The 23991-nt window shown below is 47.3% G+C and carries 13 protein-coding genes; 10 read left to right on the top strand and 3 right to left on the bottom strand.

The features are described 5' to 3' along the window. Positions 1-206: 206 nt before the first annotated feature. The 6 genes from BLR32_RS30130 to BLR32_RS30105 all read left to right on the top strand — a co-directional run bounded on the left by BLR32_RS30130 (position 207) and on the right by BLR32_RS30105 (position 11842). Positions 207-3332 carry a SusC/RagA family TonB-linked outer membrane protein gene (locus BLR32_RS30130; RefSeq protein WP_089837729.1) on the top strand — a complete coding sequence of 1042 codons (3126 nt, stop codon included), beginning with the start codon at positions 207-209 and terminating at the stop codon, positions 3330-3332. A 20-nt stretch (positions 3333-3352) separates the two neighbouring features. Further along, the gene (locus BLR32_RS30125) at positions 3353-4918 is read left to right on the top strand and encodes a RagB/SusD family nutrient uptake outer membrane protein (RefSeq protein ID WP_089837727.1); all 1566 of its coding nucleotides are present in this window, start codon (positions 3353-3355) and stop codon (positions 4916-4918) included. Positions 4919-4981: 63 nt separating this feature from the next. After that, positions 4982-6979, top strand: coding sequence for an alpha-galactosidase (locus BLR32_RS30120; protein WP_089837725.1), 1998 nt, complete (start codon positions 4982-4984; stop codon positions 6977-6979). Positions 6980-7000: 21 nt separating this feature from the next. Further along, a complete protein-coding gene (locus tag BLR32_RS30115) occupies positions 7001-9184 on the top strand; it encodes an alpha-galactosidase (protein WP_089837724.1) in 2184 nt (727 codons plus the stop codon). Between the two features lie 35 nt (positions 9185-9219). Further along, positions 9220-10239 (top strand): GntR family transcriptional regulator, encoded by a 1020-nt coding sequence (locus BLR32_RS30110; RefSeq protein ID WP_089837722.1) that lies wholly within the window; start codon positions 9220-9222, stop codon positions 10237-10239. Between the two features lie 4 nt (positions 10240-10243). Beyond that, complete coding sequence (locus tag BLR32_RS30105) at positions 10244-11842, top strand: solute:sodium symporter family transporter (protein WP_089837720.1); 1599 nt, start codon at positions 10244-10246, stop codon at positions 11840-11842. A 1-nt stretch (position 11843) separates the two neighbouring features. Here BLR32_RS30105 and BLR32_RS30100 read toward each other — a convergent pair whose 3' ends face one another. Then, a complete protein-coding gene (locus BLR32_RS30100) occupies positions 11844-12824 on the bottom strand; it encodes a GlxA family transcriptional regulator (RefSeq protein WP_089837718.1) in 981 nt (326 codons plus the stop codon). A 317-nt stretch (positions 12825-13141) separates the two neighbouring features. Here BLR32_RS30100 and BLR32_RS30095 point away from each other — a divergent pair, with 317 nt between their 5' ends. The 3 genes from BLR32_RS30095 (at position 13142) to BLR32_RS30085 (ending at position 17090) form a co-directional block, all read left to right on the top strand. After that, a complete protein-coding gene (locus tag BLR32_RS30095) occupies positions 13142-14038 on the top strand; it encodes a dienelactone hydrolase family protein (protein ID WP_089837716.1) in 897 nt (298 codons plus the stop codon). 70 nt (positions 14039-14108) lie between these two features. Next, positions 14109-14723: a class I SAM-dependent methyltransferase gene (locus BLR32_RS30090; RefSeq protein WP_089837714.1), complete on the top strand. Its 615-nt coding sequence runs from the start codon at positions 14109-14111 to the stop codon at positions 14721-14723. A gap of 411 nt (positions 14724-15134) precedes the next feature. Next, the gene (locus tag BLR32_RS30085; RefSeq protein ID WP_089837712.1) at positions 15135-17090 is read left to right on the top strand and encodes a KUP/HAK/KT family potassium transporter; all 1956 of its coding nucleotides are present in this window, start codon (positions 15135-15137) and stop codon (positions 17088-17090) included. Positions 17091-17596: 506 nt separating this feature from the next. Here BLR32_RS30085 and BLR32_RS30080 read toward each other — a convergent pair. Together BLR32_RS30080 and BLR32_RS30075 are read right to left on the bottom strand one after the other, a co-directional pair. Then, complete coding sequence (locus tag BLR32_RS30080; protein WP_089837710.1) at positions 17597-18406, bottom strand: peptidoglycan recognition protein family protein; 810 nt, start codon at positions 18404-18406, stop codon at positions 17597-17599. Further along, the gene (locus BLR32_RS30075) at positions 18403-19599 is read right to left on the bottom strand and encodes a hypothetical protein (RefSeq protein WP_143011647.1); all 1197 of its coding nucleotides are present in this window, start codon (positions 19597-19599) and stop codon (positions 18403-18405) included. The genes BLR32_RS30080 and BLR32_RS30075 overlap by 4 nt, the downstream gene beginning before the upstream one ends. Positions 19600-19792: 193 nt before the next feature. Here BLR32_RS30075 and BLR32_RS30070 point away from each other — a divergent pair, with 193 nt between their 5' ends. Continuing rightward, positions 19793-23857 (top strand): glycosyl hydrolase family 95 catalytic domain-containing protein, encoded by a 4065-nt coding sequence (locus BLR32_RS30070; protein ID WP_176842480.1) that lies wholly within the window; start codon positions 19793-19795, stop codon positions 23855-23857. The last annotated feature ends 134 nt before the right edge of the window (positions 23858-23991 follow it).

Genomic DNA, 23991 nt, shown 5'->3' with positions numbered 1-23991 from the left:
CCAAACTAACCCTATATTTGTTGAGTAGACCAGAATAGAACAAACCAACTAGAGTCTAAAGGATTATACTGGAAATCAACGACTTAAAAGTTGAGTAGCATCATTCTGACACAAGGGGACACGTTCGAAAATGCGAATTTCACGTTTATTGGCGATTGTCAACTAGCATTATAAAGATTCATTACAAACACTTTATGCTTCACGTTATGCATGTAAAAAATGCTTTCAAGAGGCTATGGTCGCTCCTATGCATCATAGCCATGCTGACCGGCTCAGTGTCCGTTTTCGCCCAGAGTGGCAAAATTTCCGGTAAAGTCACCGACATTAAAGGAGAGCCGCTTCCCGGCGTATCGGTGAAGCTGGCAGGTACTAAAACAGGTACCGTTACTAACATCGATGGAGGCTTCTCCCTTGCTTCAGAAAGCAGCAAAGGTGCACTGGAATTCAGCTTTCTAGGCTTCGAAACACAAACCGTACCCTTCACCAGCTTAACAGCACTGAACGTCAAAATGCAACAGGCTACCGCCATGGTAGATGAAGTTGTGGTTGTCGGCGCCAGCATGAAAAAATCAGACCTGACCGGCTCCATCGCAACAGTAGATTCTAAGAAATTACTCGAGCGACCTGTTACCAACATCAACCAGGCATTACAAGGTAACGCTGCCGGTGTATTCGTTAGCGCGCCTACACGTCCCAGCGATGACGCCACCATCAGGATCCGCGGTTTGAATACCATCAACGCCGGTTCTACCCCTATCTATGTAGTAGACGGTGTGATCATGGAAAACAACCAGGGTGGTTTTAATGCCGTGAACGTAAACGATGTCGCTTCTATCCAGGTGCTCAAAGATGCATCGGCAACAGCACTCTACGGTTCCCGCGGTGCCAACGGCGTAGTGGTGATCACCACTAAGAAAGGCCAGCGCAGGGGAGGAGATGGTCTCGTAACCTACGACGCATGGTTCGGTACTTCCGACTTCACAAGGATCCCTAAAACCATGAACGCACAACAGCTCTTCGATCTGCGCATCGACGCTTATGCGAATGGTTACATGAAAGATAATCCGAATGCCAATCGCCAGGATTATATCGATAACACGCTGATGAAAACGAATATCGCCTTCTCCAATCAGGAGTTCGATACTCACAATAAAAACCAAAGCTTCAACTGGCTGGACCAGGTAACCCGCACCGGTTTCCAGCAGAACCATGCCGTAAGCTTCTCAGGTGGTACCGACAGAGGCGTCTTCTATCTGAGCCTCGGTTATGCAGGTAACAAAGGTGTGGTAGACAATACCAAACAGAATAAATACACCGGCCGTTTCAACGCAGAATACAATGTGAAGAAATGGTTGAAGGTAGGTACCAACACCGGCTTCACCCGCACCAACGATCAGATACCTTCTGATGACGTATACGGCAAGGCCCTGAATGCCAACCCGCTGCTGGACTATGCGCCTTACCGCGATCCGGCTACACGCTTTACGTACGACTACCTGACCATCTACTACCGTTCTCACGGTGAGCAGAATAACAATGACTTCAACCCTTTCAACTCATTGTTGATGCAGCGTGACAGATCACGTAATCGGGTAACCACTGCCAACTATATTAATATCAATCCGATAAAAGGCCTGGATTTCCGTTCCAGCTACTCACTGGACTACGGTGCACAGGACTGGTTCGAATTCACACCGCACAACATCCAGGAAGCAGTACGTCACTACAACGGTGATGCACGGGCTAAACATGAAAGATGGAGCGACACTTACTGGCAATGGGACAACACCCTGACCTATACTACGACTATCGCAAATGATCATAAGATCACAGCTTTGGCAGGTACCAGTTCCAGCAAACGTTCTTCTAACTATACCAAAGCACAGGGCGACCGCTTCGCCAGTGATGACCTCGGATATTATGACCTGGGTGGCGCTGCAGCTATCGAGAAATCAGTACTCGGCTCTGACTTCTATGCTTACTCGCTGATGTCTTTCATCGGTCGCGTGAACTATAGCTATAAAGACAAATACCACTTAACAGCAACTGCCCGTTACGATGGTTCTTCCCGTTTCGCTGCCGGACACCGTTGGGGTGTATTCCCATCAGTATCTGCTGCATGGGATATCACCAGGGAAGATTTCATGAAAGATGTAACCTTCTTCGACCAGTTAAAACTGCGTGTGGGCTATGGTGTGGTAGGTAACCAGGATATTGGCAATTATGCTTACCAGACACTCTACGGCTCCAGGATCGATAATGGCAATGCCCTGATCGCTAACGACGGCCGTCGCGGTAATCCGAACATCACATGGGAAAAACAGAAACAGAGCAATATCGGTCTGAACCTAGGCATTTTTAAATCAAGACTGCTCTTCACCGCCGACTTCTTCGATATCAATAATGACAACCTGTTGTTAGACCGCTCGCTGGCTACCACTACCGGTTATACCAAACAGTGGGCTAATATCGGTCGGGTGAATAATAAGGGTATGGAGTTCTCTGTAACCGGTGAGGTTATACAGAAGAAAGACTGGAATTGGACAGTGTCCGGAAACATCTCCTTCGATAGGAACAAGGTAACAAAACTCTATGGTAATGCTACCGAGATCTATAATATCAATGAGAACGTGATACAGCGTGAAAACAACGTCTTCCTTGGTAAATCCCTGCATACTGTCTACACATACGTTTCTGGCGGTATCGCACAGGAATCTAACCGTAAAGAATGGGATGGTATAAACTACAACGGTAAGACCGTAAATCCGGGTGATCTCTTTGCGAAAGATATCTCCGGTCCTAACGGCGTGCCCGATAAAGTAGTAGACCAATACGACAGAACAGTAGTAGCGAAGACAGATCCTAAATTTTATGGTGGGTTCTCTACTAACCTGAACTATAAGTCATTTGGCCTGAACGCCATGTTCACATACTCTTACGGCGCTAAGAAGATCAGTAGCTACTACGAAGGTCTGATCAACAGCACCGGTGAAAGTATGGCTACTGTTGACCTGTTGAACCGCTGGACTCCAGAGCATACCAATACTGACATTCCTCGTGTGATCGCAAATACAAGCTATAACCGCTACGCTCCATCCGAACTGGATTACTCTCTCCAGAATGCATCTTTCCTGCGACTGTCAGCTATGACACTGTCATACACCCTGCCAGGAAAAACACTCAGCAGCTGGAAATTGAATAACCTGCGCTTCTATGTAACCGGTTCCAACCTGTTCTGCATTACGAAGTATAAGGGTATGGATCCGGAAACCGGCGACTACGGTTATCCTCCGATTAAATCGTATGTATTTGGACTGAATGTAGGTTTTTAAACTTCAACTGTTAGATCATTATGAAACGCAATATATTAACATGGAGCCTGGTAGCAGGATTTGCAATGTTCTCTGCTTCCTGTAGCAACTTCCTCGACGAGAAGAGTGTGACCAAACTTGATGAAAGTCAGGTATACTCCGACGTGAACCTGGTGGAAACAAGTCTGAAAGGTGCTTACGCAAGTTGGAAAGCAGTGCGTACGGATGAACAGGGACTTATCATGATGATGGGGACCGACGAAACACAGCAGGGCGCCCTGCAGATGAAGAGCGATGCTGCTAAAGGAGGATTGGACCGCTACGACGGTAACCTCAACTCCACATTGGCCCATCTCGCTAACCAGTGGGCGATTCGCTGGCCTATTGTGAATGAAGCCGCAAGGATCATCAAAGGCTTGAGCTCATCGCCTGTTACCCCTGGCTCCCGTGAAGCGAAATTAGTAGGCGAAGCTTCCTTTATCCGTGGCTTCCTGGATTTTCAACTGGCCATGTACTGGGGCGAAATTCCTATCCGCGACCTGGATCATGAAGCTGAACTGGGTTTCCGCCGCCAACCACTGAAAGATGTATGGGCCTTCATCATAGCTGACCTGCAACGTGCAGCAGACAACTGTCCTAAGACCAACGATGCCGGACGCGCTACCTCCGGTGCTGCCTGGGCAATGCTGGGTAAGGCGTATATGTCTGCACCTGTCAGCACAGGTCTGCGCGACTTCTCCAAAGCAGCTGCCTGCTTTGAAAAGATGATGGGCGATTATTCCCTGGTGCCTTATAAAAACCTGTGGGATTACAACACGCCAAATACAGCAGAAGCCATCCTGGAATTCCAGTTCGGTCCTGTATATCCAAACAATAACAAGATCCAGTTCCAGATAGGTTCACGTGCAGTACAGGCATTCTTCGGAGATGGTTGCTACTATTCCGGATACGATAAGATCGTACCTACACAGTATGCTTACTCTTCTGTAGATAGCGGTGGTATCTGGGAACCAGGCGATCAGCGCAGGTACGAAGCCATCCGCTACGATTTTACCTACTATGGCCAGACCCCAAACCTGGACCCGCTCAAATGGGAAGACCTGGGTAATGACTACGATGAGCTGCTGCCGCACGTAAAGAAGTATGAAGACTTCCGCACAGACAAACATGCAGACAATAAGATCAATAACATGTGGAACTCCGGTAAGAACATTCCGGTATTACGACTGGCAGATGTTAAGCTCTGTTATGCAGAATGTCTCAATGAACTAAACCGTACTGGAGAAGCAGTAAATGTAGTGAATGAAGTTCGTACACGTGCATGGGGCGGTACACTGCCTGATGCCAGAAAATGGACTACCATGGGACAGGACGCTTTCCGTACCGCCATCATGGATGAGCGTATGCGTGAACTGTTTGCGGAAGACTGGCGCCGTATAGACCTGATCCGTACCGGTAAGTATGTGGAGTATGTGAAAGCACGTAACAAATGGACAAAACAGTCAGGAACCATCCAGGCTTTCAATGTACTATTACCGATTCCGGATACAGAAATGAAACTGAATGGCGATATTACACCTGCTGATCAGAATGAAGGCTATCATTAATCGTCACTTTTAAATGGGGCAGGTCCGCTGATTACAGGCAGCGGACCTGCTTTTATCTTTACTATGAGGAAGATACTACGAATCGCCCCGCACATGCTACTGGCGGTGGCCGCGCTTTTATGGTTGAGTGTAGTGCATGCTGCTGCACCCGCCGACTGGAAGATCGTGTACGACAAACACAATAAAACACTGCATCTTACACGGGCTGCAGGTAATGTCGATTTTCAGTTGTATGCTTCCTACAAATGGAACGGACAATTGATCACTACAAAGGATTATGCTAGTGGTGTACAATCAGTAAGATCTTTGAAAGATGCATTCGGAAAAGGTACGCTGATCCAGGTAACTTATAAGAATGATAAACTACCCACCCTGGTACAGTCATTCTACCAATACCCTGGTAAAGATTACCTGCTTACCGACTTTACACTGGAAGCAGCTTCAGGCAACATCGCCTCCAATTACATGGCGCCGGTGATTCTGACAGATGTTTCAAACGTACTAGGCAACGGCGACAACCGCGCACTGTTCATTCCATTTGACAACGATAAATGGATCCGTTTTCAATCTCACCCGCTGAACTTCACGACACTTACCAGCTATGAAGCTACCGCCGTTTTCAATGGCAATAGCCGCAAAGGGGTAGTGGTAGGTTCAGTAGAACATGACTTCTGGAAATCAGCTGTGATCATGAACAAAGAAAACGCCGCATATACACTGACCTGCTTTGGAGGTATTGCAGATTCCACCACCCGCGACATCGTACCACATGGCGCGCGTGAAGGCCATCTCATCAAATCACCTAAAGTAATGCTCGGTGTATTCAACGACTGGCGTGCTGGCATGGATGCTTATGGTGCAGCCAATGCTACCATCACTCCTCCGAGAGCATGGAAAAAGGCAGTGCCGATGGGATGGAACAGCTGGGGCGTATTGCAGTTCAAGATCAGCTATGAGAAAGCACTGGAAGTATCTGACTTCTTCCATGAAAACCTACAGCCGAATCATTTCGTAAACGGTGACGGAGAACTGGTGATAGGTCTGGACTCAGGCTGGGACCGTTTCACAGAAGAACAGCTGAAAGACTTTGTAAAGCACTGCAAGGCCAATGGCCAGATGGCAGGCATCTACTGGACGCCCTTCACAGACTGGGGTAAAAACCCGGAACGAGATATCAAAGAAGCGCCTCAGTATAAATTCAAAGACGTCTACTTATATGCCAACGGCCAGCCGCAGGACCTGGACGGCGCTTATGCCATAGATCCTACTCATCCGGCTATTGAACAGCGTATGAAGAAAGTATCCGACCTCTTTCACCGTTGTGGCTTCCAGTATGTAAAAGTTGACTTTATGGCGCATGGCGCTATAAATGCAGATAAATGGCATAATCCCCGGATAAGATCCGGTATCTCGGCGTACAACTATGGTATGCAATTGCTCGATAAATACTTCGGCGATATGTATATCAACCTCTCCATTGCGCCTATATTCCCTGCTCAGTATGCCCAGTCCCGACGTATAGCCTGCGACGCCTGGAACAAGATTAAAGATACTGAGTACACCCTCAACGCGGTTTCCTATGGCTGGTGGATCAACAGGATCTACCGCTTCAATGATGCAGATCATGTGGTGCTGCAGCAGGCTTCAGAAGGGGAAAACCGCGCTCGTGTTACTTCTGCGGTTATCACCGGACTATTTATTTCCGGTGATGACTTCAGTAAGGAAGGCAGCGAAGAAGGCAAGACTAAAGCTAAACAGTTCCTGACTAATTCTGAAGTGAACGCTGCTGCTATGGGCCATAGCTTCCGCCCGGTTGAAGGCACCGGAGAGCGTTCCGAAGACCAGTTCACGTTTACTGACGCGAAAGGTAATACCTATTACGCAGTCTTTAACTATACGGAAAATGCCCGTAGCATGCAGCTGCCACTGGAAAGACTGGAACTCGATCCACATAAGCGTTATACCGTACGTGACCTCTGGTCGCATACCGACATTGACGTTGCCGGCACAATCAGTATCCCGGCGAAAGACGTTCGTTTTTTGAAAATCAATAGCAAATAAAGCAAGCAATAAATTGTATCAATGAGGAAGAAGATATTATCCATTTTGTTTTTCCTGGTTGTTGTAACCCTTACAGCAGTACAGGCGGAGACCATTCATATCTCCACCAACGAGACAGAACTCGTATTGCAGACCGCTCAGAACGGCCGTCTCTTTCAGTTGTACCTGGGACCACGTCTGTCATCTCCGGATGATTATACGCATCTCAGCGCTAGAATGAAATCCAAAAGTGACGGACAGGCATGGGAAGTATACCCTGTGTCCGGTACAGAAACTTACTTCGAGCCGGCCTTTGGTATCAGGCATAACGATGGCAACCAGGCCACCGTATTGCAGTACGTTTCACACAGTGAAAAGAAAGTAGCGGAAGGTGTTACTGAAACCGTGATCACATTAAAAGACAAGCTGTACCCTGTGCAGGTGAAACTGTACTACAGGGCCTATGCAAAGGATAATATCATCCAGTCATGGACTGAGATCAGCCACAATGAAAAGCAGCCGGTGAATATCAACCGTTATGCATCGTCTATGCTATATTGGAAACGCGCTAAATACTTTCTGACAGAGTTCAGTGGCGACTGGGCGAAAGAAGTGAATATGAGCACTACCCAGCTGAACTTCGGTAAAAAGGAGATCGACACCAAACTGGGATCCAGGGCTGACCTACACGTATCTCCCTTCTTTACAGTTGGCCTGAATGAAGAGCCCCGTGAAAACGAAGGACAGGTACTGATGGGCACCCTCGCCTGGACCGGCAACTTCCGCTTCACCTTCGAAGTAGATAACGAGAACAACCTACGTGTGATATCCGGTATCAATCCTTTCGCATCAGATTATACGCTCGATCCGGGTAAAGTATTCACGACGCCTTCCTTTATCTTCACCCTGAGCAACCAGGGTACCGGTAAAGGTAGCCGTGACCTGCACCGCTGGGCACGTAACAACCAGCTGAAAGACGGACAGGGCGATCGCCTTACCCTCCTGAACAACTGGGAGTCTACCGCCTTTGATTTCAATGAAACAAAACTGGAAGGCCTTATAGAAGAAACTAAATTCCTGGGTACAGATATGTTCCTGCTGGATGACGGATGGTTCGGTAATAAATATCCCCGTCACAGTGATACACAGGGCCTGGGCGACTGGCAGCCGACGGCTAACAAGCTGCCCAATGGTGTACCTGCACTGGTAAAGGCAGCCACCAAAACCGGTGTGAAATTCGGTATCTGGATAGAACCAGAAATGGTGAATCCTAAAAGTGAGCTCTTTGAAAAACACCCTGACTGGGTGATCCTGCTGCCTAACCGTGAGCGTTATTACTTCCGTAACCAGCTGGTACTGGATCTCAGCAATCCGGCAGTACAGGAGCATGTATTCGGTGTTGTAGATCATCTCATGACAGAAAACCCACAGCTGGCCTATCTGAAATGGGATTGTAACAGCCCGATCACCAACATCTATTCGCCTTACCTGAAAGATCGTCAGAATAACCTGTACATCGACTACGTACGTGGCTTATACAAAGTGCTGGACCGCATCAAGGCGAAGTATCCTAACCTGCCGATGATGCTTTGCTCCGGTGGTGGAGGTCGTACAGACTACGAAGGACTCCGTTACTTCACTGAATTCTGGCCAAGCGATAATACGGACCCGATCGAGCGTCTGTTTATCCAGTGGGGCTATTCCCAGTTCTTCCCGTCCAAATCCATCGCAGCCCACGTAACCAGCTGGAATCATGATGCCAGCATCAAGTTCCGCGTGGACGTAGCCATGCAGTGCAAACTGGGCTTTGATCTCAACATAAAAGAACTGCCTAAAGATGAACAGGCCTTCTGCCAGTCAGCAGTAGCTACGTATAACCGGATAAAAAACATTAATTTCAGCGGCGATCAGTACAGACTTGTTTCCCCATACGAAGGAAATCACACCGCTACCATGTATGTAAGCGAGTCAAAGAAACAGGCCATCCTGTACGCATATGATATTCATCCCCGTTTCGGAGAGAACCTGCTGTCCGTACAGTGCCAGGGCCTGAACCCCGCAGCTAAGTATCGTGTGAAGGAGATCAACCTGATGCCGGGGAAAAGTCCCGACGAGGCTTTCAACGATAAAGTTTATTCCGGTGATTACCTGATGAAAGTGGGATTAGATGTATTTACGACAATTAAATTACATAGTAGTATATTGGAGCTGGAAGCTGTCGAATAGCTGGGAAGCACTAATAGAAAAATCAACCTGTAGGAATGAATACGATTTTTGAAAAGATACAGGAGCTCGACGAAATACCTTCATACTCCAAGCATGAGCGCTTTGTAGAAGGGATCGTCAATGCCATCAATGAGAAGATCATCTCCGTAGGCGATCCTTTGCCTTCAGTGAATGCCATGATCTCAGGTCTGGGTTATGCCCGGGAAACGGTGATCAAGGGTTACCGCGAGTTGCAGAACCGTGGTCTCATTGAAGCCAAGAACCGGCTCGGGTATTTCGTCTCTGACGATAACACCCAGCAGTCGCTCAAGGTGGCATTGCTCATGTATACGATCGATACCTTCCAGGAACAGTTCTACAAGAGTTTCCGGAACGAACTGGGGCCTAACGTACACCTGGACGTATTCTTCCATCACGGTAACATAGAGGTCTTCGAAACCGTATTCTCCATGGTAAGGAACCGCCACTATGGAATGTACGCAATCTCACCCATTCATCATCCCCGCACAAGAGAGCTGCTGAACACAATACCGCGTCAGAAGCTCCTGATGTTCGACCGTTATGAGCCGCTGGAAGGAGATTTCCAGTATGTCGTGCAGGAATTTGAGAAATCCTCTTACGCCATCTTTGAGCAACTGGCTGATGTGATCAAAAAGTTCGATAAGATGCTGTTCTTTCATAATCCGGACTCTCTGTTCCCGCCCGAAATTGTTAAGTCTTTCCAGCGGTTCATTAAGGAACATCATATCAAAGGAAAAGTCTTACGTAGCTACGAACCCGGTTCAGTAGAGAAGGGCGTGGTATACTATATTAACGATAACGCAGAGCTTTGGAACCTCCTGAGGGACTGCACTGCGAAAAAAATTAAACCGGGTAAGGATATTGGTATACTTTCGCATAATGACGAGCCGGTAAAAGAGCTCGTTGGCAATGGTATTACCACGTATTCGGTCAGTTTCAATGATATGGGAAAACGCGCTGCCCAGGCAGTGCTCACCCGGGAAGCGGTACATGAAGTACTGCCCACGAAGCTGATCAGACGTAACTCGCTTTGATCATATGAATGTTGGGGCCTTATTGAGTTTCCTGCTGTTTACCATCCTGGTGGCAGTCATCTCCTGGTATAAAACCCGGAAAGAGAATCTGCAGACTGCTGCCGGACTGTTTTTCGCCAACCGTAACCTGGGATTCCTGGTAGTAGGGGGCGCCCTCTTCTTCACCAATATCAGCGCAGTACAGTTTATCGGCGAGAATGAGCTGGTATACACCAACAACATGAGCGTAATGGCATGGGGAATATCCTCTGTATTTGCCATGTTACTGGTATCAGAGTTCATCATGCCTGTCTACCTGCGCAGTGGTATTTCCACTACACCCGACTTCCTCGAAGAACGTTATGACATTGGCACCAAACGTTTTGTATCCGTTATCTTCCTGATCAGTTATATCGTAAATATGCTGCCCTCTGTCCTGTACAGTGGCGCTATCGCATTCAATGGTCTCTTTGGTCTGTCAAATTCCCTGCACATCAGCTACTGGGCGACTATCTGGATACTGGTCTGGCTCATAGGACTGATAGGTTGTCTTTATACTGTACTGGGTGGATTGAAGGCTGTAGCTATTTCAGATACGGTCCTGGGCATCGGGATGTTCGCAGGAGGCATCCTGCTGCCTTACGTAGCGTTGAAATACCTCGGCCACGGTTCCGTACACACAGGTCTGGATCTGCTGCTGGCGGCACGCCGGGATCACTTCAATGCCATTGGTGGTCCCAAAGACGCAGTGCCATTTCCAACCATCTTCACAGGCATGTTCCTGGTAAACCTCTACTATTGGGGTACCGAACAATACATCGTACAACAGGCGCTCGCCTCCCGCAGCCTGGCCGAAAGTCAAAAAGGAATTGCAGTCGCCTGTGTAGGTAAGATCATCTCACCATTACTGCTGAATATTCCCGGTCTGATAGCCGTCCTGCTTTACCCTCATCTCAATAATACCGCAGAAGTATTCCCGAGAATTGTCAGCGATGTCTGTTCCCCTGTGCTCACAGGCTTTATAGCGACGATTACCTTTGGTGCAGCACTGACTACCTTCAACGCAGGATTAAACAGTACAAGTACCCTCTTCGTACTGAATCTTTACAAACCATTCAAGGAATGGCGACAGGAATCTGTAAGCGAACGCGAAGTAGTGCGGGTAAGTAAGCGCTTTGAATTACTGGTATGCCTGCTGGCCATGCTCATTGCACCTTTCATTGTCTTTGCCCAACAAGGCTTATACACCTATATCCAGATGGTAAGCGGTTTATTTAGTGTACCCATTTTCACCATCCTGCTAGTAGGACTGCTGCACAAGCGTATGCCTGCTATCGCTGCCAAGATCGGACTAACGTTCTTCATTGTTACCTATTCCGTTTCTCAACTATTTGTAAATACGGGTTTACATTTCCTGCATGTACTAGCCATCTTATTTGTAGCAACGGTACTACTGATGTTATTAATAGGCGCGTTGGTGCCCAGAAAGGAGCCCTTTGTACAGCAATGGAACAACATCGTGGATCTCCGCCCATGGAAAAGGCGGCACGTATACACCGTGATGCTGTTACTGGCGATGGTAGCTTTATTTGTCATCTTTTCACCACTGGGATTGGCGAGGTAGTTTAAACCAGCGCCTCCTTATTGTATTTGTTTCTATATTCCAGGGGCGACATTCCCGTGATCTTTCTGAACACTTCCCGGAAGGCTTTTATATCAGCGTAGCCAACTTCATACATGACTTCACTGATAGTCTTCCTTGTATTCTCAAATGCTTTTTTAGCAGATTCAATTCTTACTCTTTGTGAGTATTCAACAGGCGTATTGCCCGTCGCTTTAATAAAGCGCCTGTCAAAGTTCCGTCTGCCAATAGCAAACCTGGACGACAGGTCTTCAACACTTATTTTCTCCTGCAGATTATTTTCAATAAATGCCTGCGCCTGCTTTATCATTTCATCCCCGTGTAACTTCTGACCTGTAAATATCGTAAACGCCGACTGCGCCTGCCTGTCAATATCAATCTGAAAGACCTTGGCACAATAGATAGCCGTTTGTCTGTCGTAATACTTCTCTACAAGATAAATGATCAGGTTAAGGAAAGAATAAGCGCCTCCATTGGTATAGATGCCATTTTCATCCGTGATCAGTTTATCCGCCTGGAGATGCACTTCAGGAAACATACTCCTGAAGTTATCTGCCGCAGCCCAATGCGTAGAACAGCTTCTCCCATCCAGCAATCCTGAAGACGCCAGCATAAAAGCACCCGTACAGATACTGGCTATTTCCGCACCTGCCTTATATTGTTTCGCAATCCAGTCAATCAGCAATTGGTTGCCCTTCACCGCCTTTTCATAATTATGGTTCAGGGATGGAATAATAATGAGATGGGTCCTGGTAATAGTGGAAATATGGGTATGCGGCTTCACCGTAAACAAGCCGCCATAAAAGTCTACTTCTTTTGAAATACCAGCCAGTTCAATCTTAAACAACTCCTTTTTACCGGTTCCCTTCCAATACTCATTGGCACGCGTAAAGATCTTGTAGGCGCCAACGATGCTGCTTAGATTGTTCTCTCCCTCAGGAACGACAATGGTAAGATGTTTCATGAAAAAATACTTTTACCAAATATAGAAAATTACATTGTTTGAATCGGTAACAAAACGCAAACGCAACATACGCAAACGCAACATACGCAAACGCAACATACGCAAACGGAACATAACATCGATGGACTCCTTTAGGAGTCCTGTTGTTTGTAGCGCGGGGTTTCAACCCCGGGGATGGGGTTTCGACCCCAGGGATGGGGTGATAATCCCGGGATGGGTGATGCCCCGGGGAAATCGAATGCCCCCGGGGAACGGTGGCAACCCATCCCCAATATTCCCATATTTTATCATTAATTTTAAACAAACACCCACTCCATATGAACCCAAACGAAATCAAAAAAGAAGACATCAAACAGGAAGTATTTGACCTCTATGACGACTATGCACATAGCAGGGTAAACAGACGTGAGTTTATCGAAAAACTCTCCGTCTATGCCGTAGGAGGGCTCACTGTCACCTCCCTGATGAGTTTCCTCATGCCTGACTACCAGGACTCCATTCAGGTAAGGGCCGACGATCCACGCCTGAAATCCGAATATATTTACTACAACTCAGACAAGGGTGGGGGAAAGATGAAAGCGTTGCTCTCCAAACCTGAGAGCGCCACAGGAAAGCTTGGTGGTGTTGTAGTTGTTCATGAAAACCGTGGCTTGAATCCGCACATCGAAGACGTAGCCAGAAGAGTAGCCCTCGCAGGATTTATTTCCATAGCGCCCGACGCATTAACGCCCTTAGGTGGTTATCCTGGTAATGACGACAAAGGCCGTGAACTACAAAGCCAGCGGGACAGGAACAGCATGCTGGAAGATTTCATAGCAGCTTTTGAATACCTGAAAAACCACCCCGACTGTAACGGAAAAGTGGCAGTAGTAGGTTTCTGTTTTGGTGGCTGGATTGCCAATATGATGGCGGTCCGCATACCTGACCTGGCTGGCGCCGTACCCTATTATGGCGGACAACCAGAAAAAGAGCAGGTACCACAGATAAAGGCGCCACTGCTTATACACTATGCAGAACTGGATACACGCGTAAACGAAGGATGGCCCGCCTATGAAGCAGCGCTGAAAGAAAATAACAAACAATACACGGCTTACATCTATCCGGGCGTAAACCATGGATTTAACAACGATACAACTCCCCGTTACGACAGAGCAGCCGCAGAACTAGCCTGGAAACGCACAATCGAGTTCTTCACAAAGGTTTTAAGCGCATAACCAACATCGATGAAGCATGAATCGATGATACATGAATCATGGAAAGCAGGAGTCATGGAAAACATGAATCATGGAAAACAGGAAAAGCAGGAAAAACAACGTCTTTGAAACGTACAACATCATTGCCGCATGGTTTTCAGAAAACCGTTCCCGGCACCTGATAGAAAGAACTTACCTCGATAAGCTCATCAACATTGTAGGTAAAGAGGCCACCGTACTGGACCTGGGCTGTGGCACGGGAGTTCCTATAATGGAATATCTCCTGGAACAAGGACTACACGTCACCGGAGTAGACGCAAGTTATCGTATATTGGAAATTGCGCAGCAAAATCTTCCGTCCGCAGATTTCATACTATCTGATATGCGTGAATTGTCACTCAACAGAAGATTTGATGCAGTAATCGCCTGGCATAGCTTCTTCCATCTACCCGCTGAAGATCAGCCCTCCATGTTTAATATCTTCAAAGAGCATTTAAATAAGAATGGTGTTCTGTTATTTACATCAGGCAAGGAGCACGGTGAGGCATGGAGTGAGAATGGTGGCGAGAACCTGTTCCACGCCTCCCTGGATAGAGCACAGTATCAGGCACTATTGGAGGAACATGGTTTTTCGGTCCTTGCATACGAGGAAGATGATCCCGAATGTAGCGCAACCGTCTGGATGGCCCAGTTAACCCAAAAGTAAGTTGATACCACTTCGTTTCGCTTAATAAGCTAGTCGCATAAACATTAATAGGAACGCGCAAGTAGCAAGCGGTTTCAGATGGGAATGTCGGGCCTTCGGCTCTCCGGTGCCACGACCGGTGCAGCCCAATCTATATTCAAGCCTCTATTCGCTTGACAACGCCTCATAGCATTCCAGAGAGGCGCCGACCGACATCCCATACTGAAACCGAAGCTACTTAGCATAAACGAAACCAGAACCAACTTACTTGAGACTACTTAGCGTAAACGAAACCAGAACCAACCTACTCAATACCGGAAGTGAAGCAACCTCGCGTGAACGATATCAAACAATTTCGCGCCTTTCTTTTTACACGATTTGTGAAATCAGAATAGTACATTTATGTTTAAATCATAATTTGTTATCGGGACTATGAACAACTCACACCACGGAGCAGACGACCACGCTCCGGACCGCCTAAAATGGGGCGGCGTATTACTTGCTTTAGGCATCGTTTTCGGAGACCTCGGAACATCTCCGCTTTATACTTTCAAGGCAATCATCGGAGAAAGAACTATCTCAGAGGAACTGGTATTAGGAGGAGTGTCCGCCATCTTCTGGACATTGTTCTTCCAAACAACCCTGAAATATGTCTTCATCACCATGCGGGCAGACAACCACGGAGAAGGAGGCATCTTCTCCCTGTATGCGCTGATCCGCAGATACGGCAAATGGGTATTATGGCCCGCTATTATCGGCGGTAGCTTCATGATCGCCGACAGCCTGATCACACCACCTATTTCAGTAACCTCCGCTATCGAAGGACTAAGAGTCCTGAACCCAGATGTCCCTATCATGCCTATAACAATCGGCATCCTGGTCGTGCTGTTCACCTTGCAGCAATCGGGAACAAGCCGTATCGGTCGGTTTTTCGGCCCAGCCATGGTCCTCTGGTTCGGAATGATCGCCATTCTGGGCATCACCAATCTGGCAGGCCACTTCTATGTATTGAAAGCAATAAACCCTTTATATGCTTACCAGCTGGTAGTCAAGTATCCCGGCGGACTCTGGGTATTAGGCGGCGTCTTCTTATGTACTACCGGGGCTGAAGCCTTATATGCAGATATGGGCCACGTAGGCAGACGTAACATACAGGTAGCCTGGATCTTCATCAAAATAGCGCTGTTGCTTTGTTACTTCGGGGAGGCTGCGCTATTGTTGAAATACAATGGCCAACACCTGACAGCGGTAGACGCATTTTATGGTCTCGTACCGGAATGGTTCCTTATCCCAAGTATCGTGATAGCAACAGCAGCTACGATCATTGCCAGTCAGGCACTGCTCTCCGGCACATTTACCCTGTTCAATGAAGCAATCAGACTGAATGTCTGGCCAAGGCTCCGCATTGAGTTCCCGAGCGATATGCGCGGACAGGTATACGTACCCGCAGTCAACTGGTTCATGATGCTCGGTTGTATAGGCATGGTGCTGCACTTTAAAGAGTCTTCCAACATGGAGGCAGCTTTCGGCCTGTCTGTTACATTGACCATGTTAATGACCACTATCTTACTGAGCGTTTACCTGTATACCCAACGGGTACACGTAATCATTGTTGCATTGCTGTTCCTGACCTTTACCTGGATCGAAGTAACTTTCCTCGTAGCAAATCTGAGTAAGTTTGCCCACGGAGGCTGGCTCTCACTGATGATCGGTCTGATATTGATCAGCGTGATGTACATATGGTATGCGGGTAGGATGTTTAAAGCGAAATATCGGAACTTTGTAGAGCTGAAGAAATATATCCCGGTGTTAACGCAACTAAGCAACGACGTGGATATACCCAAATACTCCACTCACCTGGTATACCTCACCAGTGCCAGCAAGCCTGATAAAGTGGAAGATCGTGTGATCGCTTCCATCCTGCACCAGCAACCAAAGAGAGCGGATCTTTATTGGTTTGTTCATGTGCATGTAGACGATAAGCCTTATACCGCTACCTATACTTCTCATGTTGTAGAAAAGGAGGAAATAGTACATATTAATTTCAGGCTCGGTTTCAGGATTGTACCAAGGATCAACATCCTGTTTAAGAAAGTAGTGTACGAGATGGCAAAGAATAAGGAGATAACGATCGTGAATAAATACTTTGATCCGGAAGATGGTAACCTGTTGGGAGATTTCCGTTTTGTGATCTTAAAGAGTTTCCTGTCAGTGGAAAATAATCTTTCCCTCTGGGATAATATCGTAATGAGAATACATTTTATCCTCGATAAATTAAGCCTGCCGGATGCGAAGGCTTACGGACTGGATTACAGCAATGTAGTCACAGAACACGTACCGCTGATCCTCGGTAAAACAGAAAACATTACCCTGACGAGAGAGCATTAGTATTTTCACTATAGCATTTTTTCACTACAGTATTTTCACTACTTACTCTTGAAGCGAGGTTGTATCAAAAACAATTTGATACAGCCTCTTTTTTTTCACCTGAAAAGCTGGCCGTCCAACCATTAACAGGAACGCGCAAGTAGCAAGCGGTTTCAGATGGGAATGTCGGGCCTTCGGCTCTCCGGTGCCACGACCGGTGCAGCCCAATCTATATTCAAGCCTCTATTCGCTTGACAACGCCTCATAGCATTCCAGAGAGGCGCCGACCGACATCCCATACTGAAACCGAAGCTACTTAGCGTAAACGAAACCGGAACCAACTTACTTACCCCTGAAGCCGAAGCTACTTAGCGTAAACGAAACCAGAACCAACTTACTTACCCCTGAAACCGAAGCCACTTAGCAAAAAAAAGAGATTATATCAATTTGATACAATCTCTCTTTTGTTATAACAGGAAGGAAATCTGCTTCCGCTAAAAGCCGGACAATCAGGTAGCCAGACGCTGTTAAGCAGGCTGAGGATGCGCAGCCGGCACCGCATCAAATACCTTCCATGATTTAGGCCCCACGATGCCATCAGGAACAAGCTGATGATCACGTTGAAACTGGCGGACAACAGCCTCCGTTTTAGGACCGAATACGCCGTCCATTGTAAGACCAAGCTTTACCTGGATAAGCCTGACCAGTTCTCCCTGGTCTCCCCGCCGGATGGTTTTTCTTCCGGGAGTACCATTGTTCGTCTCTTCCTCATTCGGAATTAAAACCGGTGATGCATCACTGTTAAGAATGTCCGTTACTCTTTTACGGAAAGCATCCATGTCAAAATCCGGATCAGTCTTGAACCCTTTGGGAAGTCTGTACTCCTTGTGCCCGGCACAGAAACTGGCGTCTTTACCAATGTGTTTCAGTATGGCAGCAACACCGCGGCAATATGCATCCATTTGCACTTCCGGCCAGGGAAAGTCATTCGCTAGTCCGGTGTTCTCAGCTTCAATACCAATGAAATGCGTGTTGCCGTTAGTAACACCTTTCCATATACCCGATCCGGCGTGATTGCATCTGCCGGCAGCCACTATATAGAAAGTACCATCTCTTCCCAGTCCCAGTTGGGCTAACGGACCTGGTACCTTCTTAGTGCCCTTGAGCAAGGTATTCAGACTAGGCATATTGCCCGCTTTGGGCCCCGCAGTATGATGGCAAAGCACGCCGAGTACTGTTCCCATAGTGCTGCCTCTTTCTTCCCATCCATCAACGGGGGCAACTTTTAGTCCGGCATTTTTAAGGACTGCCGGTAACCATGTTAGTTCTCGTATCATTTTGAAATTCCTCCTTCTGCTTGTGGTAAATCTTCATCTGAAGTAATGCCTTCTGTCTCCAGCACACAGGTGTCAACATCACTTTCCGGATCCATTACAGCGCCTTCCTGCGGAGCAGGTTTCACGCCATTGCCATTGCTGGGTTTGATCACATGCGTACCATCCACGCCGTTCGCTCCGGCCAATTGAATGGTAACCGTATTTGGCTTGTCGTTTTGACGATCTTCTGAGCCTTCTTCCGGGCTCTTTTCAGAAGGTTTGACTGTCCCTCTTATCACCATGATCTTGTTAAGCATATCAAACCAGAATGGCGCGCCCAGTGTTGCCGCGAATGCGGTCAGCAACCAACCCAGGAGGTATATAAAGAAGCCGTTCCAAAAAACGCTGTTGCTGTGATCTGGCTCAGGATTAATACCGTTAGCCCAGCCAATTGGCAATTGCAGGGCGTCAAGATTTGCTTTGGCCTGATCGTAAGATTGCTGTGTGAACGTCGCATCCTTGGATGCATTTTCTGCCTGCGCTACAATTAATTTTCTCGCATCATCATTGCGGAACAGGTAGTCCGCAATCTTGATGGTGTTGATATTCAATCCAACAGCAACAACCAGCCCGATAATGAAAAGGATCCATTGAGTGGAACGCTTATACCAGCCTGACACCCTGTCCATACTACTGTCAAACCACTTCTCCAGGTTCTGTTGCAGCCTGTCAAGATCCCCCTGTGCAGTGTCAAGTGCTGTGAGCATCGCCCGCTGTACAGGAATGTTCTGGATATTCAGAATATTGGCCCGGATAGATGCTATCGACATTTCCACCGCATTCGGATCACTGGAAACAGCATTATTCTTACTGCCCCTGGCAGCAATGTCCATTAAAGCCAGCGCAAAGTTTTTGGAAGGAATATAAGAGGGCAAACGCTTGCCCAAATCCAGCAACCCTGGTTGTTTGGTATTCTTGCCGGGAGTGTAATCAGCAGTAAACAGGCTGTTGATCATCGGGTGCTCGAAAAAACTTTTCGCAACATTCTGTGCATCCCGGTCATGGAGCAATTCGCGTATGCCCCTTTCCAGGTACGCTGCACGGGTCTTGGTAATTGCTTCTATCCCTTCACGGATAGCAGAACAGATCATACTTACCAAACCGAAGAGAAAAATTATTCCAATTGCTACTTCGAGGATAACTGAGTTAAACATATGTGGGGTATTTAAACAATTCAAATATATCCCTTTAGCATGCGGCCGGCAATACCAAGTAGTTGGTATTTTTCACTTTGACGTAACATTTACTATTTTGGGGAACCGCTTGCCGCTTTAGAGGGCAGACAGGCGATTTCTTTCATGCACCCGCGTAATAAAAACTGACTCGATGACGACAAAACCGTTTTGGATGTATCTTTTACTGTGGCTTGGGAAGTCAATGACAGAACCACAACCGGCAAATGAACCATCCCCCATACAAGGATTGCGCCTCTGGGAGGCAAAGCCGGCCCGGACCTGGATGACAGACGCATACCCAATGGGAAATGGCAGAATGGGGGGAATGGTATTCGGCGGACTGGCAGAAGAGCATATACAGTTCAACGAACAAAGCCTGTGGACGGGAGATGAAGAGGAAACAGGTGCTTACCAGGCTTTTGGCGACCTCTTTGTTAAATTTGACGGAGTGGATACGGCTGCAGCAGTTCCGGCTGATTATCGCAGGGAACTGGACCTCGGCACTGCCGTACAGAAGATCACCTATACCATGAACGGATTGGCTTTTAAACGGGAATATTTCTGTTCTTTCCCAGGGAAGGTCATGGTGTTGAATTATACCTATACAGGCAAAAAGAAAGGTGCATATTCCGCTACCATCCGCCTTCATGATGCACATCAGGCAAAGACAACTGCGGATAGTAATACCCTCAGCATAAGCGGAAAATTGGAAAATGGTCTTTCCTACAATGCTGCTGCCCGGATAGTTACTAATAAAGGCGCTGTTGTGATTGAACAGGATTCCACAGGAGCCGCCGTACTCCAAATAAAGAACGCAAACAGTTTTACAATATTTCTGTCTGCCGCTACAGATTACAGTAATAATCGCGCTCAGCATTGGAGAGGAGCGCCGCCTGATCTTGACGTAAAAATGGCGCTACGTGGAGTTAACCGGCCATATTATGTGTTGTTGAAGGAACATATGCTCGACTATCAACGACTCTTTAACAGGGTGGAACTGAATCTCGGTAAAACAGATGCGGTAACCCGTAAATTACCCACCTCAGAGCGTTTGTTAAAGAACTGGGACAAGGCAGACCCCGAACTGCAATCCCTCTTATTCCAATACGGCAGATATCTCCTCATCAGCTCCTCCCGCGAAGGAGGGCTGCCAGCCAATCTGCAGGGCCTGTGGAATGAAAGTAATACGCCCCCCTGGAGATGCGACTACCATTCTAACATCAATGTTCAGATGAATTACTGGCTGGCAGAACCGGCGAATCTATCCGAATGTCATATCCCTTACCTCGACTATATCAATAGCATGCGCGAAGTAAAGAAGGAAAGCACTGTGAAAGAATATCCCGGTGTGAGAGGCTGGACAGTCAAAACGGAAAACAACATCTTCGGCGGTTCCAGTTTTAAATGGAATACACCAGGTAGTGCCTGGTATGCACAAGGCATCTGGGAACACTATGCCTTTACCAGGAGTGAGCAATACCTCAGGGAATTTGCCTACCCTATACTGAAGGAAATTGTGAACTTCTGGGACGACCATCTGAAACGCCGTCCCGATGGAACACTGGTAGCGCCTATGGGTTGGTCGCCCGAACATGGTCCTACCGAAGATGGCGTGACCCATGACCAGGAAATAGTGTACGATCTTTTTACCAACTATATAGAAGCCGCTGATATTCTGCATATCGACAGCGCCTATCGCGATCATGTGGCCGACATGCGGGAGCATCTCCTCAAACCTAAGATCGGTAAATGGGGACAGCTACAGGAATGGGAAACAGACAGAGATGATCCAAATGATAAACACAGGCACGTGTCACACCTGTTTGCATTACATCCCGGCCGGCAGATAAGTGTTACCAAAACGCCGGAACTGGCACAGGCCGCAAGGGTAAGTCTGAACGCCAGAGGTGATGAATCTACAGGCTGGTCAATGGCCTGGAAGATCAATTTCTGGGCGCGTCTGCAGGATGGCGATCATGCATATAAGATACTCCGGAACTTCTTCAGACCCGTAGGGAACGGAGGCGTAAACTATGATCAGGGAGGAGGTCTGTACAACAACCTGTTCTGCGCACATCCGCCCTTCCAGATAGATGGCAACTTCGGTTATACCGCCGCCGTTGCAGAGATGCTGGTGCAAAGCCAGACCGGTGAGATCCAGTTGTTACCGGCACTTCCGCAGGCATGGGACACAGGGAGCGTCCATGGACTCTGCACCAGGGGAAACTTTGAGATTGACGAGATGAAGTGGAAAGATGGAAAAGTAACAAAGTTGGCTATCAAATCAAATGCCGGTGGTCAATGTACACTGATCGTTCCTAATGTATTAAAATCGCATGTTAATTATACTGCAACGCATACCGTTAACGGCTACCGCTATACATTTGCCACGAAGAAGGGTAGTTACTATTTCTTCAAAGCCGCAGCTTCCGCTGATAGCCTGAACACCGGGCGGCACGCTGCTTTGTATCCGTCTTTCAAAGACAAGCAGCTATCTCCCGGCAAAACAACCTATTACATAGATCCAGCCAAAGGAAGCGATAGCAACACCGGCCTGCAACCCGAACAGGCATGGAAATCATTCCGGCAGGTGAACCGCTTACAATTGTCTCCCGGCGATACTGTAAATGTGTTATCACCCGGTGCATTCCATGAATCCTTAATGCTGACAGCAGTAGGAACTAAGGCTGCACCAGTAAAGGTGAAGTTCGCTCCGGGCAGGTATGATATCTATCCCGACGCTGCACTGAAGCGATCATTACATATCTCAAATACTAACGACAAACCCACTGAACCTAAGGCCATCGCACTGATGTTCGATAGCTGCAGCTTCGTACAGGTAGCGGCAAAGGAAGCCACGTTTGTAATGCATGGTAAAATGATAGAGACCTTCGTCAATCATTCCAGCAATATCACCCTGGATGGATGTAGCTATGATTATCAGCGCCCCACTGTTTCTGAATTTACAGTAACAGGTAGGGGACCTGACTACGTAGATGTAAAAGTACATCCCGATTCAAAATTCAGTATCAGAGACAGTATGCTCACCTGGATCGGAGAGGGCTGGAGTTATCAGCCTGGGAATTACTGGCAGGTCCTGCATCCGCAAACGAATGAGCTGTCACGTACAGACATCAATATGAAAGGCGCCCGCTTCGCTGTATTGCCGGATAGCACAATACGCATTTCTTTCAGAAAGAACCCAGGCTTTGACACCGGCGCTATTTACCAGAACAGGGATGTAACCAGGGACTGTGCAGGCATCCTGCTACAGTATAGTGATAGCATCGAACTAAAGAATATCCGCATCAACTTTATGCACGGCATGGGAGTAGTCAGCCAGTATTGCCGACAAGTAAAAATGGACAGCATAGTAGTGAAACCAGCAGAGAACAGTGGCCGCACCTGCGCTGCCTGGGCAGATATCCTGCATTTCTCCGGATGCAGCGGTAAAATAGAAATCAGTAACGCGTATCTCTCAGCTGCCAACGATGATGCCATCAATGTACACGGCACACACCTGAAAATTGCAAACGTAATCGCACCGAATAAAATACAGGTCCGTTTTATGCATCCGCAGACTTTCGGCTTTGATGCATTTGCAGCAGGAGATAGTATCGCCTTTATCAATACAGAGACCTTATTGACCATAGAAGAAAACCAGGTAACAGGCGTTAAGCGGCTAAATGATAAAGATATCCTGCTTACCCTGAAGAATAAGATCTCCAATGCTGTCGACTTGCTGGATGCTGTTGAAAATATTACGGCTACGCCGGAGGTCTGGGTACATCATAGCGTTATCAATAGAATTCCGACAAGAGGCATACTGATGACTACCCGTAGAAAGGTTGTGATAGAAGACAATACAATTGACAGAACACACATGAGCGGCATCCTGGTCAACGACGATGCATCTGGCTGGTACGAATCCGGCATGGTAAAAGATCTGACCATCCGGAATAACCGCTTTATCAGATGTGGTGCCCCCGTGATAAATATCCATCCTGAAAATAAGATTGCCTGTAAGACTGCCGTGCATAATAATATTGTAGTAACAGACAACTACTTTACCCTGCACCATGATGCACTGCTGGCGGCAAAATGTACCGGGAACCTGAAGATCACTGGTAATACCATTGAAAGTGCCAACACCCAAAATAAAATAGACGATATCGTAAAACTGGAAGACTGTAGTTTTATTGACATAGCCGACAACAAGCTGACCGCAGCCCAATAGATTACTTTTAACAGGGCCTTAATAATATCATCAATCCTGCTGATATTATTTCTTTTTCTCCTGAATATTGCCTACATTTCGTCATGTATAGATCACGTTATCAACCAATATCACACGTTAAGGATATTTATAAT

The organism is Chitinophaga filiformis (assembly GCF_900102545.1).
GTDB lineage: Bacteria > Bacteroidota > Bacteroidia > Chitinophagales > Chitinophagaceae > Chitinophaga > Chitinophaga filiformis.
This window is presented reverse-complemented; position numbering and strand designations above follow the sequence as displayed.

What these genes read in the sequence shown, in the direction of transcription:
- BLR32_RS30125 (WP_089837727.1), top strand. Translation starts at nt 3,353, where the DNA reads ATGAAACGCAATATATTAACATGGAGCCTGGTAGCAGGATTTGCAATG.
- BLR32_RS30080 (WP_089837710.1), bottom strand. Translation starts at nt 18,406, where the DNA reads ATGATACGAGAACTAACATGGTTACCGGCAGTCCTTAAAAATGCCGGA.
- BLR32_RS30095 (WP_089837716.1), top strand. Translation starts at nt 13,142, where the DNA reads ATGAACCCAAACGAAATCAAAAAAGAAGACATCAAACAGGAAGTATTT.
- BLR32_RS30105 (WP_089837720.1), top strand. Translation starts at nt 10,244, where the DNA reads ATGAATGTTGGGGCCTTATTGAGTTTCCTGCTGTTTACCATCCTGGTG.
- BLR32_RS30100 (WP_089837718.1), bottom strand. Translation starts at nt 12,824, where the DNA reads ATGAAACATCTTACCATTGTCGTTCCTGAGGGAGAGAACAATCTAAGC.
- BLR32_RS30120 (WP_089837725.1), top strand. Translation starts at nt 4,982, where the DNA reads ATGAGGAAGATACTACGAATCGCCCCGCACATGCTACTGGCGGTGGCC.
- BLR32_RS30110 (WP_089837722.1), top strand. Translation starts at nt 9,220, where the DNA reads ATGAATACGATTTTTGAAAAGATACAGGAGCTCGACGAAATACCTTCA.
- BLR32_RS30085 (WP_089837712.1), top strand. Translation starts at nt 15,135, where the DNA reads ATGAACAACTCACACCACGGAGCAGACGACCACGCTCCGGACCGCCTA.
- BLR32_RS30090 (WP_089837714.1), top strand. Translation starts at nt 14,109, where the DNA reads ATGGAAAACAGGAAAAGCAGGAAAAACAACGTCTTTGAAACGTACAAC.
- BLR32_RS30075 (WP_143011647.1), bottom strand. Translation starts at nt 19,599, where the DNA reads ATGTTTAACTCAGTTATCCTCGAAGTAGCAATTGGAATAATTTTTCTC.
- BLR32_RS30070 (WP_176842480.1), top strand. Translation starts at nt 19,793, where the DNA reads ATGTATCTTTTACTGTGGCTTGGGAAGTCAATGACAGAACCACAACCG.
- BLR32_RS30115 (WP_089837724.1), top strand. Translation starts at nt 7,001, where the DNA reads ATGAGGAAGAAGATATTATCCATTTTGTTTTTCCTGGTTGTTGTAACC.
- BLR32_RS30130 (WP_089837729.1), top strand. Translation starts at nt 207, where the DNA reads ATGCATGTAAAAAATGCTTTCAAGAGGCTATGGTCGCTCCTATGCATC.